At 70.2% G+C, this 16595-nt stretch carries 12 protein-coding genes and 1 pseudogene; 2 read left to right on the top strand and 11 right to left on the bottom strand.

From position 1 onward, the window contains the following. Nucleotides 1-129 precede the first annotated feature (129 nt). Nucleotides 130-900 (bottom strand): DUF72 domain-containing protein, encoded by a 771-nt coding sequence (locus G5C60_RS41565; RefSeq protein ID WP_165267789.1) that lies wholly within the window; start codon nucleotides 898-900, stop codon nucleotides 130-132. Between the two features lie 35 nt (nucleotides 901-935). Next, nucleotides 936-2030 carry a DUF5925 domain-containing protein gene (locus tag G5C60_RS41560; RefSeq protein ID WP_165267787.1) on the bottom strand — a complete coding sequence of 365 codons (1095 nt, stop codon included), beginning with the start codon at nucleotides 2028-2030 and terminating at the stop codon, nucleotides 936-938. Between the two features lie 109 nt (nucleotides 2031-2139). Here G5C60_RS41560 and G5C60_RS41555 point away from each other — a divergent pair, with 109 nt between their 5' ends. After that, the gene (locus G5C60_RS41555) at nucleotides 2140-3558 is read left to right on the top strand and encodes a GH39 family glycosyl hydrolase (protein WP_165267785.1); all 1419 of its coding nucleotides are present in this window, start codon (nucleotides 2140-2142) and stop codon (nucleotides 3556-3558) included. 25 nt (nucleotides 3559-3583) lie between these two features. Here G5C60_RS41555 and G5C60_RS41550 read toward each other — a convergent pair whose 3' ends face one another. The 7 genes from G5C60_RS41550 to G5C60_RS41520 form a co-directional block, all read right to left on the bottom strand. Beyond that, nucleotides 3584-7465, bottom strand: a complete 3882-nt coding sequence (locus tag G5C60_RS41550) for a polysaccharide biosynthesis protein (RefSeq protein WP_165267783.1) — start codon at nucleotides 7463-7465, stop codon at nucleotides 3584-3586. Further along, nucleotides 7458-8231 (bottom strand): polysaccharide deacetylase family protein, encoded by a 774-nt coding sequence (locus G5C60_RS41545; protein ID WP_206440631.1) that lies wholly within the window; start codon nucleotides 8229-8231, stop codon nucleotides 7458-7460. The genes G5C60_RS41550 and G5C60_RS41545 overlap by 8 nt, the downstream gene beginning before the upstream one ends. Nucleotides 8232-8292: 61 nt before the next feature. Continuing rightward, the gene (locus G5C60_RS41540; protein ID WP_165267779.1) at nucleotides 8293-9297 is read right to left on the bottom strand and encodes a glycosyltransferase family 2 protein; all 1005 of its coding nucleotides are present in this window, start codon (nucleotides 9295-9297) and stop codon (nucleotides 8293-8295) included. Continuing rightward, nucleotides 9294-10109: a glycosyltransferase family 2 protein gene (locus tag G5C60_RS41535; protein WP_165267777.1), complete on the bottom strand. Its 816-nt coding sequence runs from the start codon at nucleotides 10107-10109 to the stop codon at nucleotides 9294-9296. Before G5C60_RS41535 ends, G5C60_RS41540 begins: the two co-directional genes overlap by 4 nt. A 345-nt stretch (nucleotides 10110-10454) precedes the next feature. Then, on the bottom strand, nucleotides 10455-11576 hold the full coding sequence (locus G5C60_RS41530; RefSeq protein WP_165267775.1) for a GNAT family N-acetyltransferase: 1122 nt from the start codon (nucleotides 11574-11576) through the stop codon (nucleotides 10455-10457). Nucleotide 11577: 1 nt separating this feature from the next. Further along, nucleotides 11578-11928, bottom strand: coding sequence for a hypothetical protein (locus tag G5C60_RS41525; protein WP_241267450.1), 351 nt, complete (start codon nucleotides 11926-11928; stop codon nucleotides 11578-11580). Between the two features lie 254 nt (nucleotides 11929-12182). Then, complete coding sequence (locus tag G5C60_RS41520) at nucleotides 12183-13391, bottom strand: S8 family peptidase (protein WP_165267773.1); 1209 nt, start codon at nucleotides 13389-13391, stop codon at nucleotides 12183-12185. Nucleotides 13392-13706: 315 nt separating this feature from the next. Here G5C60_RS41520 and G5C60_RS41515 point away from each other — a divergent pair, with 315 nt between their 5' ends. Next, on the top strand, nucleotides 13707-14516 hold the full coding sequence (locus G5C60_RS41515; RefSeq protein WP_165267771.1) for an SGNH/GDSL hydrolase family protein: 810 nt from the start codon (nucleotides 13707-13709) through the stop codon (nucleotides 14514-14516). Nucleotides 14517-14537: 21 nt separating this feature from the next. Here G5C60_RS41515 and G5C60_RS41510 read toward each other — a convergent pair whose 3' ends face one another. Further along, nucleotides 14538-16175 (bottom strand): protein kinase domain-containing protein, encoded by a 1638-nt coding sequence (locus G5C60_RS41510; RefSeq protein ID WP_165267769.1) that lies wholly within the window; start codon nucleotides 16173-16175, stop codon nucleotides 14538-14540. A gap of 44 nt (nucleotides 16176-16219) precedes the next feature. After that, nucleotides 16220-16595, bottom strand: a pseudogene (locus tag G5C60_RS41505) (nickel transporter); the annotation flags it as partial.

Here is a 16595-nt window from a genome sequence, read left to right as displayed (position 1 = left end):
CCCGCACCCCCCACCCACCCAGGGGCGCGGGGAACTGCGCGACCAGCCACAACGCACCCGCAGCCGCGACACGCAGTGTTCCCACCACCCCCTGGCGGGGGTCCGGGGCGCAGCCCCGGTTGGGCGCCCCTACGGGGCGCTCAGCTGTCGCGGCGTTCGCGTCACGGTCAGGCGCGCTGCCCTTGCCAGGCGGGCGAAGAGCAGGGCGTCCTGGACTGCTGCTGCGTGGGGGTCGTTGTTGAAGTAGGTGTACACGTCCTGGTCGTCGGGCCAGGTGGTCGCGATGCGGTGGGTCCAGGTCAGCAGGGACCGGCGGCCGTAGTGCGGCCAGTGGTGGGCTCGGCCGACGTGGAAGCGTACGTAGCCCCAGTCGGTGGTGCGCCACAGCGGGGTCACCGGGCGGGCGAGGACGTCGGCCCAGCAGAGGGCGGCGCCTCGTGACTCCAGTACCTCGCGTGTCTGCGGTGTCCACCAGGAGTCGTGGCGCGGTTCGACCGCGACCCGGGTGCCGGGCGGGAAGCGGGCGAGGCAGTCGTCGAGGAGGGCGGGGTCGGCGCGCAGCGTGGGCGGGAGCTGGAGGAGGACGGGGCCGAGGCGGTCGCCGAGTCCCGCGGCGTGGCTCATCAGGCGGTGCACCGGCTCCTCGGGGTCTCGCAGGCGCTTGATGTGGGTCAGGAAGCGGCTCGCCTTGACGGCGACGACGAAATCCGGCGGAGTGCGGTTCCGCCAGGCCTCGAAGGTCTCCCGCGACGGCAGCCGGTAGAAGGCGTTGTTGATCTCGAGCGTGGCGAACCGCGCCGCGTACTCCTCGAGCCAGAGCCGCGTGGGCACCCCGGCCGGGTACAGGACGCCGCGCCAGTCCTTGTACTGCCACCCCGAGGTGCCCACGAACAGGGTCATACCTCCATCAAAGCACCAGCCGAACGCCGCGTGGCTTACAGGTACAGCCCCGCGTCCGCGCCCTCCCGCGCCCCCGGCACCGACGTCGGTGACGTGCCCCGGCGCAGCGCGTACAGCTCTGCCAGGGTCGCGCCCTCGCGGCCGAGGCCCTCTTCCGTGCCGAGCCAGGCGACCGACTCGCGGCGGGTCAGCGGGCCGACCTCGATACGGGCCAGGCAGCGGCCCGGGCGGACGACGGCCGGGTGCAGGCGCTCCAGGTCCTCGTTCGTCGTCACACCCACCAGGACGTTGCGGCCCTGGCCCAGCAGGCCGTCCGTGAGGTTGAGCAGGCGCGACAGCGCCTGACCCGCCGTGTGCTTCGCCTCGCCGCGGATCAGCTCGTCGCAGTCCTCCAGCAACAGCAGCCGCCAGCGGCCCTTGCCCGTGCCGTCCTCCTCGCCGATCGCGATGTCCATCAGATAGCCGACGTCGGAGAAGAGGCGTTCCGGGTCGAGGACGCAGTCCACCTGGCACCAGTCCCGCCAGGAACGGGCCAGGGTGCGCAGCGCCGATGTCTTCCCGGTGCCCGGCGGGCCGTGCAGCAGGAGCAGACGGCCCGCGATGTCCTCCGGTGTCGTCTTCATCAGGCTGTCCATCGCGTCCGCCACCGGTGCCGTGTAGTTCGGGCGGATCTCGTCCCACGTACCCGCCGAGATCTGCCGGGTCGTACGGTGCGGGCCGCGCCTCGGCGAGACGTACCAGAAGCCCATCGTCACGTTCTCCGGCTGCGGCTCGGGCTCGTCCTCCGCGCCGTCCGTGGCCTGGCCGAGCACCTTCGCGGCCAGCTCCTCGCTGGTCGCGGTGACCGTGACGTCGGCACCGCGGTTCCAGCGCGAGATCAGCAGGGTCCAGCCGTCGCCCTCGGCGAGCGTCGCGCTGCGGTCGTCGTCGCGGGCGGACCGCAGCACCTTGGCGCCCGGCGGCAGCAGCGTCGCCCCGGAGCGCACGCGATCGATGTTCACCGCGTGCGAGTGCGGCTGCTCGCCCGTAGCGAAGCGGCCGAGGAACAGCGCGTCGACGACGTCCGACGGGGAGTCGCTGTCGTCGACGTTGAGCCGGATCGGCAGAGCGTCGTGTGGGTTCGCAGACATGCCGACATGATCCGTCACACGCGCGTCCCATGCACCCGGTTTCCGTGTGGGACCCCGAGTGTCCGGGAACCTCCCCCACGGCCCACCCAGGCCACTACTGTTGTCCTTGATGGGACGTCATGGGTGGAATTCGGGGGTGCGGCGGTGGCGGCTCACCGCTCTGCTCGGCGTGGGGGCGGCTGCTCTCGCCCTGGTACTGACCTTGATCAACACGCTGCCCGGAGACGGCGGGAGCGCCGCCGGCACGACCCGTGACGGCGACAAGGTGCACGGCACGCCCGCCGTTCCTCCCGAGGAGACGCAGCCGGACCTCGGCTGGGGCTTCACCCACACCCAGTTCAGCGCCGACGAGGGCAGCGGTGCCGCCACGAAGCGGGTGGGAGACCGCCTCGGCGAGCAGCCCCTGCCGCAGATCCAGCACATCATGGGCTGGGGGGCGGACAACCCCGAGCCGGTCAAGGGGCGTTACGACTTCGAGGACATGGACCGCCGTATCGACTTCGTCCGGGAGTCGGGCGGCACCCCGGTCGTCACCCTGTGCTGCGCCCCGGACTGGATGAAGGGCGGCAAGTCCGGCGCGGACAACACCAACTGGAGCCAGGACGCGCTGGAGACCGCCCCGCGGCCCGAACACTTCGAGGACTACGCGGCGCTCGCCGCGACCGTCGCCAAGCGCTATCCGGACGTACGCAACTTCATCGTGTGGAACGAGTTCAAGGGCTTCTGGAACGACGCCGAGGCCCGCTGGGACTACGAGGGCTACACCGAGCTCTACAACCTGGTCTACAAGGCGCTGAAGAACGTCAACGAGGACATCCAGGTCGGCGGGCCCTATCTGGTGATGGACAGCCTCGACCCGCGCGAGGAAGACGCCTCGACGACGGTGAAGGGCACCTGGGGTGCCATGGACCAGCGGGTCCTCGACGCCTTCGACTACTGGAACAAGAACAAGGCGGGCGCGGACTTCGTCGCCGTGGACGGCTCCAGCTACACCAAGGACGACGAGCTGCTGCCCGACGAGTTCGCGGCCACGGACAAGTTCACGGCCGTCAGCCGCTGGGTGCGGGAACGGACCGGCGAGCTGCCGCTGTGGTGGGCCGAGTACTACGTGGAACCGGCCGACGCCGACGACGAGCGGGACGGCTGGTCCGAGCCGCGCCGTGTCGCCGTCCAGGCCTCCGGAATGATCGCGATGGCCCGCGGCGGCGCGACGTCCGCCTTCTACTGGAACCCGGAGAAGGAGAAGGGCTCCGACTGCGCCGGTTGCCTGTGGACGCCGACCGACAAGGCCGACGGCGGCAAGGCCCTGCCGATGCTCGGCCTTCTCTCCCGCTTCAACAAGGAGTTCCCGCCGGGCACGGAGTACGAGCAGGTGTCCGTCGCCGCTGACGTCGCACCGAACGTACGGGTCCTCGCCGACGACAAGGCCGTCCTCGTGGTGAACACCCAGGACCGGAAGATCAGTGCCGAGGTCGACGGGAAGCGGTTCGACATGGGCGCGTACGAGGTGAAGTGGCTCACCCGGTAAGCCACTTCACCCCGTGAGGCAGGGCTCACGCCATCGTCACGAACCGCTGCACCAGCGAAGCCAGCAACACCGCCAGCAGCGGCAGCGAGAACCAGAAGCTGCTCTGCAGCCACTGCAACTGGCGCACGCTCGGCCGGACGGCCACCCGTACCACCTCGCGCGTCGTCAGCAGCACGATCAGCGCGATCGCCGCGAGCCCGCCCACGACCGACCACGGCGTCCAGGTCACCTGGGGACCGATCGGGCCGGGATCGGCCTTCTCGACGCCGCCGTCCGGCTGGTCGCGCAGCGCGTACACGGTCGCGTCCTTGTTGACGAACACCTTCCGCAGTTCCTTGCGTTCGTCGAGGTTGCTGATGAGCCGTGACTCCCAGCTCGCCGAGTAGCCCACGTCCATCTGGAGAGAGATCACCTGGCTGCGGTTGACCATGAGGTACGAGTTCGCGCCCGCGTCCTTGAGCGACTTGACCAGACCCGACACCAGCACCGGATCGGGCGGCGCCAGGGTCGGCACGTACTCCACCTTCTCCATGTCCCGCGCGCCCCAGGGCATCGCGGGCGTCACGGTGTTCACCGGGTCGTCGCTCAGCCACAGCAGCCGTGCGGTCGGCTCGTCGTGCGCGTACACGTACTCCATGGCCGCGACCTCGCCCGGCCGGACCCGCTCGAAGGGCTCGTTGCCCCAGCGCGCCACCAGGAAGCCGCCGACCAGGACCAGGCCCGCCATCAGGGCGGCGAGCGGGGCGAGGCTGAACTGGTCGCGCTCGCGTTCCTTCGCGGTGACTCCGGTGCGCGGGAAGAGGGCGAGTCCGGCGAGCAGCGCCGCGCCCGGCAGGGCGAACATGAAGACGCGCAGCGCCATTTCGCCGCCGTACGACTGCATGCCGAAGCCGAGGAACGGCACGAAGGTGAGGACGATCAGCGAGCGCTCGCGGTACTTGTGCTCGCGCCGCCGCCACCAGCCCCAGCAGGCGAGGGCCATCACGGAGCCGGCCAGCGCCACGCGCGCGTACAGCACGAGTTTGTGGGTCGAACTGCCGCCCTCGATACGTCCGGAGACCGACGACGACACATTGCCGCCGACGCCACCGACGCCGCCGAACAGCTCGTCGAAGTGCCCCGACCAGTACGGCTCGGCGAGGAAGCCCACCCAGACGGCGACCATCACGGCGAACAGGATGGGCAGTCCGCGCAGTTCGGAGCGGCCGATCAGGACGAGGATCGCCAGGACGCCCAGCATCACGAACGGGGTGAGCTGGTGGGACGGTACGGTCGCCGCGAACAGGCCGATCAGCACCATCAGCAGGACGGCCCGCTGGCGCCGGTCGGTCGGCTCGACCTCCAGCTCGCCGGGCCGCCGCTTGGTCCACAGCACGCGCGGCGCCCGGAACCAGACGAGCAGGATCGCCACGAAGACGATGTAGAGGAGGTACGTGAAGCCCTGCGGCGAGAAGTAGTCCTGGCCGACCCAGCCGCTGAGCACGAAGATCCACACGCCGGTCCACTTGGCGCGCCAGCTCGCCCGCATATGGCGTACGAGCAGGAACATCGGTGCCAGGTAGAGGAGCTGCATGGCCGTCGGCCACCAGCGGATGACCTCCGTGAGGTCGTTCACCCCGCAGGCCTTCGCGACGAACGCGGCGGCCGCGAAGAAGCCCGGCCAGCTCCAGCGCGCGTCCAGGTCGGGCACGGCCGAGCCGGTCCTGTCGATGTACTCCAGGAACCCGAGGTGCTGCCATGCCGTCGCGAACCGTGGCTCCGTCTCGATCACCGCGGGCAGCGCGTGCAGCGAGACCACGGTGGCCAGCAGGGTCACCAGGAGCAGACCCTTGTGCTCGCGGGTCCCCCAGAGCAGTGAGGCGAACACCGTGACCAGCAGGGCGGCCCCGACCAGCGTCGGCACGGGCAGGACGGACACCAGGCCGAGCCCGCCCATCCGGTCGAGATCCCGCTCGCCGAGGCCGAACACGGGCACCCAGTACAGGACGAGCGCGGCAATCAGCAGACAGCCGAGGACGACGCCGACCCGGGTCGGCCGCAGCTGCTCCCATGGGGACGGGGGCGGTTCGGGCGGCGGAGCGGTCTCGGCTTCCCGGCGGGCCGGCGCGGATGAGCCGGACGGTGCGCCTGCCTCGGGTTCGTTCTCGGGCTTCGCCTCGGCCGGTCCCAGGGAGGCCTCGCTGCCCGGTTCCCGTTCTTCGACGGGCAGGCCCAGCTCGGAGCGCGGCGCCGGCAGTTGGAGGGGCGCCTTGATCGCCCAGGTCGGCCGGTGATCAGGCCGGTCATCGGATGGGTCGTCGGGTCGGTCGTCGGGCCGGTGAACCGGCCATTGAACCGCGGGCGTCCCGGTGGGCGGCGTCCCCGGTCCCGGCCGTACGTCCGGCCGCCGCTCCTGGTGGTCGAAGTCGACGTGCACGCCGAGGGCGAGGGTGTCCGAGTCGAGCTTCTGCGCCCAGACCGGGCCGCGCCCCTTCTTCGGCTCGGCCTTGTCCTGTGCGGGCGCCTCGCGGGCGCCCAGGTCCGCCAGATCACCGTCGGGCGCCGCGTCCTCGGGCACGGCGGCGGGCGGCGCCGTCCTGACGATCACATACAGCTTGGGCGAGGCGATCGCCACGATCACCGCGAGGGCGGCGACCTCGGCGACGCCCGCACCGGTCAGGCCCATGGTCGGAAGGAGGATCACCGTGAGGCCGAGCACCAGCACGCACAACAGGCCCTGCAGCCACGCGAGTCCGGCGGTCCGGCTCTGCGCGCGCAGCACCGCGAAGTACGTCTCCATCACGACCCGCAGCACCCCGCCGACCGCGAACCAGCGCAGCAACGGCGTCGCCGCGTCCGCGTACCCCTGGCCGAACACGCCCAGGACGAACGGCGCCCCGAAGAACAGCACCCCGCCCACCGGCAGCATGATCCGCGCCATCCGGATCAGCGCGGCCCTGGTGTTCGCGGCGAGCCGCGCCGGGTCGTGCGAGCCCTCGACGGTGAGCGAGGCGCCCATGTTGATGGCGAGCAGATTGACGGTGCCGCCGATCGTGATCGCGATGTAGAAGTACGCGTTGTCGGCGGAGCTGACCTGCGCGGCGACGATCACCGGAACGAGATAGACCACGGCGAGCGAGAACAGCGAGCCGGTGTAGTCGCCCGCGAGGAAGCGGCCGATCTCCTTGAGCGTCGGCGGCTCGGCGTGCTCCTCGGTCGCCTTCACATGCCGGGGCACCAGACGCCGGAACACCAGCCAGCCCAGCGGCAGCACGGACAGCGCGATGGCCGCGACCCACGACACGAACACGCCGCTGGCGGGGATCGCCGCCGCGAACGCGACGAGCAGCACCAGCTTCACCGCCGAGAACACGGTGTTCCCGACCGGCACCCACAGCGCGCTGCGCAGCCCCGTCAGCACGCCGTCCTGGAGCGTGAGCAGGGACCAGGCGACGACGGCCAGGACGAAGCCGAGGCCGTTGAGCGGTCCGTCCAGGAAGCGGTACGAGGGCCCCCAGAGGTCCAGCGTGAGCAGGAAGATGCCCGCGGCGAACGCCACGATCAGCGAACTGCCCGCATACGTACGGAAGATGAGCCGCCCGGTGCCGCGTCCCGCGAGCGGGATGAACCGGGCGAGGGCGCCCGTCAGCGTCACCGCGGTGAGGCCCGCGAGGAGTTTCATCGCGGCGATCGCGGCGGAACCCTGGCCGACCGCGTCCTCGGAGTAGTAGCGGGCGGCGGCCAGCCAGAAGCCGAGGCCGAGCACGGCGGAGATCCCGGTGTTGAGCATCAGGGCGTAGGCGTTCCGGAACAGCGGACTGCCTCCGGAGCCCCTGCTCATCCCGGGCAGCCGCAGTCGGCGCCCCGACTGCTTCTCGGGCGTCTCGGTCGTGGGCGCTTCGGCCTGCGCTGTGGTCGTGTCAGACACGGGAACGGATGGCCTTCCGGCGGATCTGTCGTGCTCTGCGGACCATGGCGTACCCCTTGGTGAGGACACGATCCCTGGCGAAGGCGCGGGCGATCGCACGGCCTTCAACCAGCCGCTCGAACTCCTCGATGCCGGTGGAGCGGCGCACGGTGACGCGTTGCAGGGCGTATGGGCCCTGGTGGCGGCGCGCCAGGCCGTTGTTGACGGCCAGCGCCTGGGCGAAGCCCGCCTCCCGCACCGCGTGGCGCACCCGGCGGCTGGAGTAGCCGTACGGGTACGCGAACGAGACGGGCACGGCACCCAGCTCGTCCGCGACGATCTCCTTGCAGCGCGTCAGCTCGAACCGGAGGGCGTCGTCCGTGAGCTGGTCGAGCTGCGGATGCGTATGGCTGTGGCCGCCGATCTCGACGCCTTCGCCCGCGAGTTCGCGCACCTGGCCCCAGTCGAGCATCGTGTCCAGGGCGCCCCCGGTGTCGTACGTGCCGCGCAGCCAGCCCGTCGAGACGAACAGCGTGGCCGCGAAGCCGTGCTTGGCGAGCACGGGCAGCGCGTGCCGGTGCACGCCTTCGTAGCCGTCGTCGAAGGTGATGAGAACGGGGCGTGCGGGAAGCGGAGCACCGCGGCGCCAGCCGCTCGCCAGCTGAGCCGTGCCGACCGGGGTGAACCCGAGGTCTTCGAGCAGTGCCAGCTGCTCGGTGAACGCCTCGGGCGCGACGGACAGTTGCCGGGTGGCGTCATTGGGCGCGGTCGAGACGGCGTGGTACATGAGAATGGGCACGGGGGCGTTCACCGGACATCACCCCAGGTCCCGCACACACTCGTATCGCTCATGCCGCTGCCCCCTCGTCGTCCGGGACCCCCTCGATCTCCACAACGGAGAAGGTGGCGCCGCCCCTGCGTGCCCGGACGCTCCCGACAACGTACCCGCCCGCCGCCGTCGCCACTCCGGCGACGATCGCTGCGGCGCGGCCGGCGCCGCCCCGGCGGGCGAGCAGGGCGTCGCGCAGGCCGCGGGCGACCCCGGCGGGCAGGACGCGTGTGGTGTAGCGGCGCTCGGACTCGAGTCCCTTGCCGGCGCCGACACTACGGGCGACCAGGGCCTTCGACAGCCCTTCCGCGTACGTACGCGTGCGGAAGTACCCGAAGTGCTCGCGCACCTCGGGCACCCGGTGGTGGATCACCGCGCGGTCGTCGATCAGCAGGATCGCGTCCGGTCTGGCGCGGGTGAGACGGATGCACAGCTCCGTCTCCTCGCAGCCCAGCGGCCGCTTGTCGCCGTCACGCCCGATACCGGTGGCGAAGCCGCCCGCCGCGTCGAACGCCGTACGGCGGAACGAGGCGTTGCCGCCGAGCACGTTGCGCACTTGTACGCGACCCGGGGGCAGCCCCTTGTACGTGCAGCCGACGACCCAGTCGAACTCCTCCGGGAACCAGTCGGGCCGGCGGCCCGACGCCCAGATCGGCAGCGTCCGGCCGCCGACGGCCATCACGTGCGGATCGGCGTACGCCTCGGCGAAGTGGAGCAGCCAGTCGCGCTCGGCGACCGCGTCGTCGTCGAGGAAGGCGATGACCTCACCGGACGAGGCGGCGATGCCGGTGTTGCGGCCCGCGGACAGGCCGCGGGGACCCGCGTTGGCGAGCACCCGCACCGCGTCGGCTTCCTTGTACTCCTTGGTCAGGCGGTCCAGGAGCGCCTGGTTGTGGTCCACGACCAGGAGCGTCTCCAGGGCGGGCCGGGACTGCGCCCCCACCGAGGAGACCGCCGCGAGAATGTCCTCCCAGCGGTCCTCGGTGTAGACGCAGATCACCACCGAGATGTCGATCGTGCTCAAGACACCTCTCCCCGCTTGATGTTGAGCGCGAGCGCGTGCGCACGGCGCAGCGAACGGCGGTTGGAGCGCTCCTTGAGGATCACCTTGAGGACCCGCAGCCCGTCCCGGACGGCCCGCAGATTGCTCGCGCCGTGGATCCGCAGATACTCGTGGCTCGGGATCTCCTGGACCTTCAGCCCGGCCTTGACCACCCGGATGTTCATCAGGGTCTCCACCTCGAAGCCGGTGCAGTCGAGGTCGATCTTGTCGAGGCAGTGGCGCCAGAACGCGTTGTAGCCGTAGCAGAGGTCGGTATAGCGGGCGCCGAACTTGCGGTTGACGATCGTGCACAGCGCCCAGTTGCCCAGCTTGCGGATGGGCGTCATGTCGTCCGTGCCGCCGCCGTTGGCGAACCGCGACCCCTTCGCGAAGTCCGCCCCCGAGACCAGCGCGGAGACGTAGGAGACGATCTCCTGGCCGTCGGCCGAGCCGTCCGCGTCGATCATCACGATGATGTCGCCGGTGGACGCGGCGAAGCCGGCGATCAGGGCATCCCCCTTGCCCTTTCCGCGCTGCTTCACCACCTTGACGTCCGGCCACAGTTCGCGGGCCACTTCGACGGTGTTGTCGGTGGAATTGCCGTCGACGAGAACCACTTCGTGGATCCACGCCGGCAGTGTCTTGAAGACGTAGGGGAGATTCTCCGCCTCATTCATGGCGGGAATCACCACACTCACCGGAGGCGCTATCGCCAGGTGATTGGATATGGGCCGGTACTGGCCGGCCGTGGACGGTTCCTGTCCCGAAACCGCCGGGCGCAGAAAAGAACTCATGAGTCTGATCCCTCTCGTCCGGTGGACCGCCCGCCCCTGGGCGGTCCGGCTCTTTGTCCGGTTCGAAAGGGGGGTTCTCACTTACGGCATGCCGAAATAGATCTCCGTACACGTCGGGTGAGCTGGCAAAGCTGGCCGACCGGGAAAAGTCGGTCGCGCGGCCCGCGACTCGGCATCACGTGTGGTCACACCGAGCACGGCACCCCCCTACCGCGCCCCGTACCGGAACCATCGCGGTCCTTGAGCCCTCCCCTAGAGCCGCTTGATGATGGCGCTGATGCGGGTTTTGATGATGTACGACGGTATTGACGATTGTGTCCATATGGCAAGACCTGGAACGAGACCTCACATTTTCGTTGATTTGGTCGTTACCTGACTGCTCGAACGGACTTTTCCCATCCGCTTGAGCATTTTGTCGGCCGACTCGAACAACTCCGGCCGGGCCAGCACCGCGTTCCGCAGAGCCCGGACCGGAGCGCGTCGCGCCCGATGCCCGAGCGCCACCGGATGGCGGCGCGTGACCAACCCCTCGGACACGGCGAGTTCGCGCGTCTTGAGGGAGTCCTTGTATTCCTTCTGACCCCGGCCCAGATCCAGATAGGCGATGCCGTCGGCGGCGGCCGCCTCGGCCATGCGCAGATGCAGAACAAGTCCGGGGGAGTACTTCGAGAACGCCGGATCGTACGCCGGGAACCAGCACGCGAGCACGCGCTCGGAACGCAGCCCGAAGTGCGCGGCGATCGGCTTGCCTTCCGCGTAGAGCACGGACAGGACCCCGGCGAACGAGTCGGAGCGGCTGTGGAAGAGCTGCCACACCAGCTGGGTGATCCAGTCGTGCGCGAAGCGGTCGCTGCGCCCGGTCCTGCGGTACTGCGCCGACTTCCACGCCATCAGCGTGCGCAGCGCCTCGGGATCGCGCTCGTCGTGCACATAGCGCACTTCGCCGTGGTCGCGGCCGAGCTTGCGTTCCTTGGCGAGCGTCGACTTCGTGAACTTGGGTGACTGGGCGCGCAGCTGGCCCATGTACACCTCGTACCCCTGGTCGACGTCCATGACCGGGGACGGGAAGGTGCCGGAGGCGTTCGCCTCGAACGGCGTCTGGCCTTCAGCCAGATGATCGAACTCCCACACCGAGAGCCCGCACGCCCGCAGCAGCTCCCGCGCGTCCCACGTGAAGCCGGGCCGGTGCACCACGCCCTGGCAGTCCGAGACGCCGAGACCGATCGCCCGGCCGACGCCCGCGGAGGTCTTCTGGAACGGGAAGTAGGCCGCGGGCTCCCCGTCCTCCCTGACGACCGCGATCCGCACGCCTCGCCGGCAGCGCCCCACCGCGAGCGTGAACTCCGGTGACAGGAACGGGTTCGCCAGCTCGGGCGAGCCGTTGAGATGGGCCTTCGACTGCAGAGCAGACCACGCCGCCCGGTCGGCGGCCGTCAGTTCGCCGGGGCGGTACACGCTGATGTCCACGTCAGGAAGCCCGTCTTCTCGCCGTACGGCCGCGCAGCCGCCGTACCAGGACCAGCACAAGCATGAGAGAGCTGAGCGCGGCAACGACCGCGATTCCGCCCCGGACCGACCACCGGTGCACCGCGAGCATGCCCTGGGCGACCAGGATGTTGACCGCTACCGCTGCGGACAAAGACGCCACGATGCGGCCGAACGGTTCCAGTCCCCGCAAAGCGGTTGCGACCGCGGCTCCTGGCGCGGCCAACAGGAAGAACAGCGTGAACGGCGCGCGCAGGGGTGAGTCCACGTCGGTGAGTGCCAGCACCGCACCGACCCCCGCGATCGCCGTGGCGGCTCCCGCGAGCAGCGGCAACAGGTCCCTCCCCGGATCCTGTCGCGACGGCCCGTCTGTGCCTGATGAAGTTCCGCCTGATGAAGATGGGTCTGATGAAGATGACTTGGTACGCAAGGTCTCCATTGGCGTCTTTGCCCCCCGAAGCGCCGGATGCCGGGCTTCAATGTCGCGCAGCGGGCATATGGACGTCAAGATGCGGAAGCGCCAAGTGCGAGTTCCCCGGAGGAAGGGCTTCCACCGGGGAACTGGCCGTCGTTCGAGGTGAGTTGAGGCTACGGAACGAGCTTCAGCAGCTTATTGGGGGAGCCGCTGCCGGGGCTGGTGACCACGTTCGAGGTCGCGCCGCCCACCAGGGCCGAGGCCACTGTGGCGGGTGAGGCCGTGGTGTGGTTCGCCAGATAGACCGCCGCGGCGCCCGCGACGTGCGGGGTCGCCATCGACGTACCGGAGATGGTGTTGGTGGCGGTGTCACCGGTGTTCCAGCCGGCGGTGATCGAGACGCCCGGCGCGAAAATGTCCAGCGAGGAGCCGTAGTTCGACCAGCTGGCCTTGGCATCCGTGTTGCTGGTGGCGCCGACCGTGATCGCGGTGGCGACGCGGGCGGGGGAGTACGAGGAGGCGTTGGCGCCGGAGTTGCCGGCCGCGACCGCGTAGGTCACTCCACTGGCGATGGAGTTCGCGACGGCCGTGTCGAGGGCGGTGGACGCGCCGCCGCCGAGCGACATGTTGGCGACCGCCGGTCCTGTGGCGTTCTCGGTGACCCAGTCGATGCCCGCGACGACGCCCGCCGTGGTGCCGGAACCGCTGTCGTTGAGCACGCGGACGCCCACGATGTCCGCCTCCTTGGCGACGCCGTAGGTGGAGCCCGCGATGGTCGTGGCCACATGGGTGCCGTGGCCATTGCCGTCCTGCGCGGTGGTGTCGCCGTCCACGGCGTCGTAGCCGTCCGCGGCACGCCCGCTGATCTCCGAGTGCGTGACGCGTACGCCGGTGTCGATGACGTACACGGTCACTCCGCTGCCCGCCGAGTCCGGGTAGGTGTACGTGGTCGAGAGCGGCAGCGCGGACTGGTCGATGCGGTCCAGGCCCCAGGGGGCGTTGGACTGGGTGGTGTCGGCGAGACTCACCCGCTGGTTCTGCTCGACCGAGGCCACGGACGGATCGGCGGCGAGTCTCTTCGCCTCACTCGCCGTGAGCGCCGCCGTGTAGCCGTTGAGCGCGGTGTCGAAGGTCTTCTTCACCGTGCCGCCGTACTCGTTGATCAGACCCTTGCCCTCGGCGGAAGCGGCCTTGAGTCCCGCGCTCTTCTTCAGTGTGACGATATAGCTGCCCTTGATCGCAGTGGGGGAGTCCGCCGCGAGCACCCGGCCCTGGGCCGGTGCGGCCTGGGCGGGCAGAGCGGTGACCGCGCCCAGGAGGGCGGCGGTCGCGACGGTCGTGGTCGCGGCGATCCGGATCTTCTTGCTGCGCAGCTGTGCCATTACGAGGGAGTCCTCCTCTAGGCAGCGCGCGCCGGGGTGTGGCGCGCGCTTGTGGGGGGTGTGCGCGTGATCGCGCACACAACCAGGAGCGTTGCGTTCCGCTACCGGCTGAGACACCAGCGTGATCCGAACTGCCGTGCAGCTCAAGGGAGTTGAGGCTTTGTCATGTTTACGTCACGTGCACGAAACGAAACGCTCGGTGAACGCGCCGTGTGACTCCCGGTAAGTCCGGGTAAGTGTTGGCATGGACACTTCCCGTCAACTCTCTGCAGTGCTACGAACGTTGTGGCAGAGATCCTGCTAAAGGGAGGTTCCATGAGACGTTCCCGACTTACGGCATACGCCGCCTCACTCCTCCTCGCCGGCACATGCGCCCTCACCGGGGCCACGACGGCGCAGGCATCCCAAAAGGCCGCCGCCACCGGCTATGTGGCGCTCGGCGACTCCTACTCCTCCGGTGTCGGCGCGGGCAGCTACATCGGTTCCAGCGGCAACTGCAAGCGCAGCACGAAGGCGTACCCCCACCTCTGGGCGGCCGCCAGTTCACCCTCCTCGTTCAACTTCACGGCGTGCTCGGGCGCTCGTACGGGTGATGTTCTGGCGAACCAGCTGGGCCCGCTCGGTCCCGGCACCGGTCTCGTCTCCGTCACCATCGGCGGCAACGACGCGGGTTTCGTCGACGTCATGACGACCTGTGTGCTCCAGTCCGAGAGCGCCTGCCTCGCCCGCATCAACACGGCGAAGGCGTACGTCGACTCGACGCTGCCCGGCAAGCTCGACAGCGTCTACTCGGCGATCAGTGAGAAGGCTCCGGCGGCCCATGTGGTCGTCCTGGGCTACCCCCGCTTCTACAAGCTGAACGGCACCTGCGCGGTCGGCATGACCGAGACCGAGCGGGGCGCCATCAACGACGCCTCCGACTACCTGAACAGCGCCATCGCCAAGCGTGCCGCCGACCACGGCTTCACCTTCGGCGACGTCAGGCCCGCCTTCACCGGACACGAGATCTGCTCCGGCAGCTCGTGGATCCACAGCATCAACTGGCAGAACATCGGCGAGTCGTACCACCCGAACGCGGCCGGGCAGTCCGGCGGTTATCTGCCCGTGCTCAAGAGCGCGGTCTGACCGCCAGGCTGCGAGACGCCGCTACGGCGTAGGGGAGGAGGCCCCGCCCGTTGTCGGGGTCTCCGTCTCGCACGTCACCGAGAACGCGACCGAGTTGGACGTCGTATGCACCGGGCTGCGGACCTCCACGCTCATCGCGTTCTCGGTCGTGCCGCCTTCCTCGTACGTCGTCTCCACATGGTTGACCTGCCGGGTCTTGTCGCCGCCGGAGAACGAGAGCGTCTTCCAGCCCGGATCGGAGGGCTCGCCGCTCTGTGTCACCCAGCGGTAGTCGACCTCCACGGGGACGCGGCCCATCGTGATGGTCGCCGTGAACGTGGGCGCCTGCTCTCCGGGCGGTGGACAGGTGCCGCTGTACCGCGTGTTGGCGCCCGTCACCGTGACCCTGACGGACTGGGGCGGGGGAGTGGTCGTCTGGCCGCCGCTGGTCGAGCCGCCGGTCGTGCCCGAACTCTCGGTGGTCGTGCCGCCGTCGCCGCCTCCGCTGGTCCCGCCGTTCTCATCGCCGCCGTTCGTCGAGCCGCCATTGCCGCTTCCGCCGTCGGTTCCGCCGCCGGTGGTGCTGCTGCTGTCCCCACCGCCTCCGTCGTCGCGGTTGATCAGGGCGTACGTCAGTCCGGCGAAGGCGAGCGCGAGGGCGACCAGGCCCGCGATCAGGACGACCGTGGCGCGCCGCGGATGGGCGGGCTCCGCGGTGGTGGTCGTGGCGGTGGTCGGGGTCCGGGGCCCGGTGGGAGGCGCGGGCGCGGGGTGCGGTGCGGTCGGGGCCGGCTGAGGGACGGCCGCGACGGTCGGCGTGTACGCGGCGCCGGCACGGAGGCCGCGGGGGGTGCCGCCCGCGGCGATGAGGCGCAGGTCCTGTTCGGCGGCCTCGCCCGAGATCCGCTCGGCCGGATCCTTGCGCAGCAGGCCCTCGATGACCGGGGCCAGCGGCCCCGCGCGGTGCGGCGGCGGCAGCTCCTCGTCGACGACCGCGCGCAGGGTGCTGAGCGGGGTGTCCTGGCGGAACGGCGAGTTGCCCTCGACCGCCGCGTACAGCAGCACGCCGAGCGACCACAGATCGGACTCGGGACCCGGCCTGCGCCCGAGCGCCCGCTCCGGCGCCAGGAACTCGGGTGAGCCGATCACCTCACCGGTCATGGTGAGCGCGGAACTGCCCTCGACCATGGCGATGCCGAAGTCCGTGAGGACCACGCGGCCGTCGTTCGCCATCAGTACGTTGCCGGGCTTCACGTCGCGGTGCAGGACTCCGGCCTCGTGCGCGGCGCGCAGGGCGGCCAGCACCTCGGCGCCGATGTGCGCGGTCCGCTGCGGCGACAACGGTCCCTCGGCGTCAAGGACGTCGGAGAGGGCGAGGCCGCGGACCAGCTCCATCACGATCCAGGGGCGGCCTTCCTCCATGGCCACGTCGTACACGGTCACCACGTTCCGGTGCGCGACGCGGGCCGCGGCCCAGGCCTCGCGCTCCAGACGCGCGTACATCCGCTCCACCTCGGGGGCGGGCAGCCCGGCCGGGGCGCGCACCTCCTTGACGGCGACCTCGCGATGCAGCACGTCGTCACGGGCGCGCCACACGGTCCCCATCCCGCCTTCGCCCAGCGGGGAGAGCAGACGGTAGCGCCCCGCGATCACACGTTCACTGCGTGGCTCTTCCGACACGAACGCCCCCCATTCGCAACCGCACTATTCAGAACAAAAGTAACTCAGCCGAGTGCGGTTGCCGCCCCCTTGAACACCAATCCAGCCCCAAGAGCCACCACGACGAACGCGGAGCCGAGCGGAGCGGACCGGCGGACCAGGGCGGCGGTCCTGCCGCCCGACCACCGAGCGCCGTTCTCGATGGCCTTCGCCACCCGGCTGCCCACCCGAATTACGGCGAACCCGGCCGCCGTGAGGGTCAGCGCGAGCCCCGCGCCGTACGCCAGCACGAGCAGCAGCCCGAACCAGGCCTTGCCGAGCGCGGCGGCGCCCACGAGGACGACAACGGCGGAGGGACTGGGGACGAGGCCTCCGGCGAAGCCCATGAGGAGGGTGTCTTTGAGGGTGAGGGGGGCGGTGTGGGAGTGCGAGTGAGGGTGG

The sequence above is a fragment of the Streptomyces scabichelini genome, assembly GCF_011045015.1.
GTDB lineage: Bacteria > Actinomycetota > Actinomycetes > Streptomycetales > Streptomycetaceae > Streptomyces > Streptomyces scabichelini.
The sequence above is the reverse complement of the archived record's forward strand: the minus strand, read 5'-3'. Positions and strand labels throughout refer to the sequence as shown.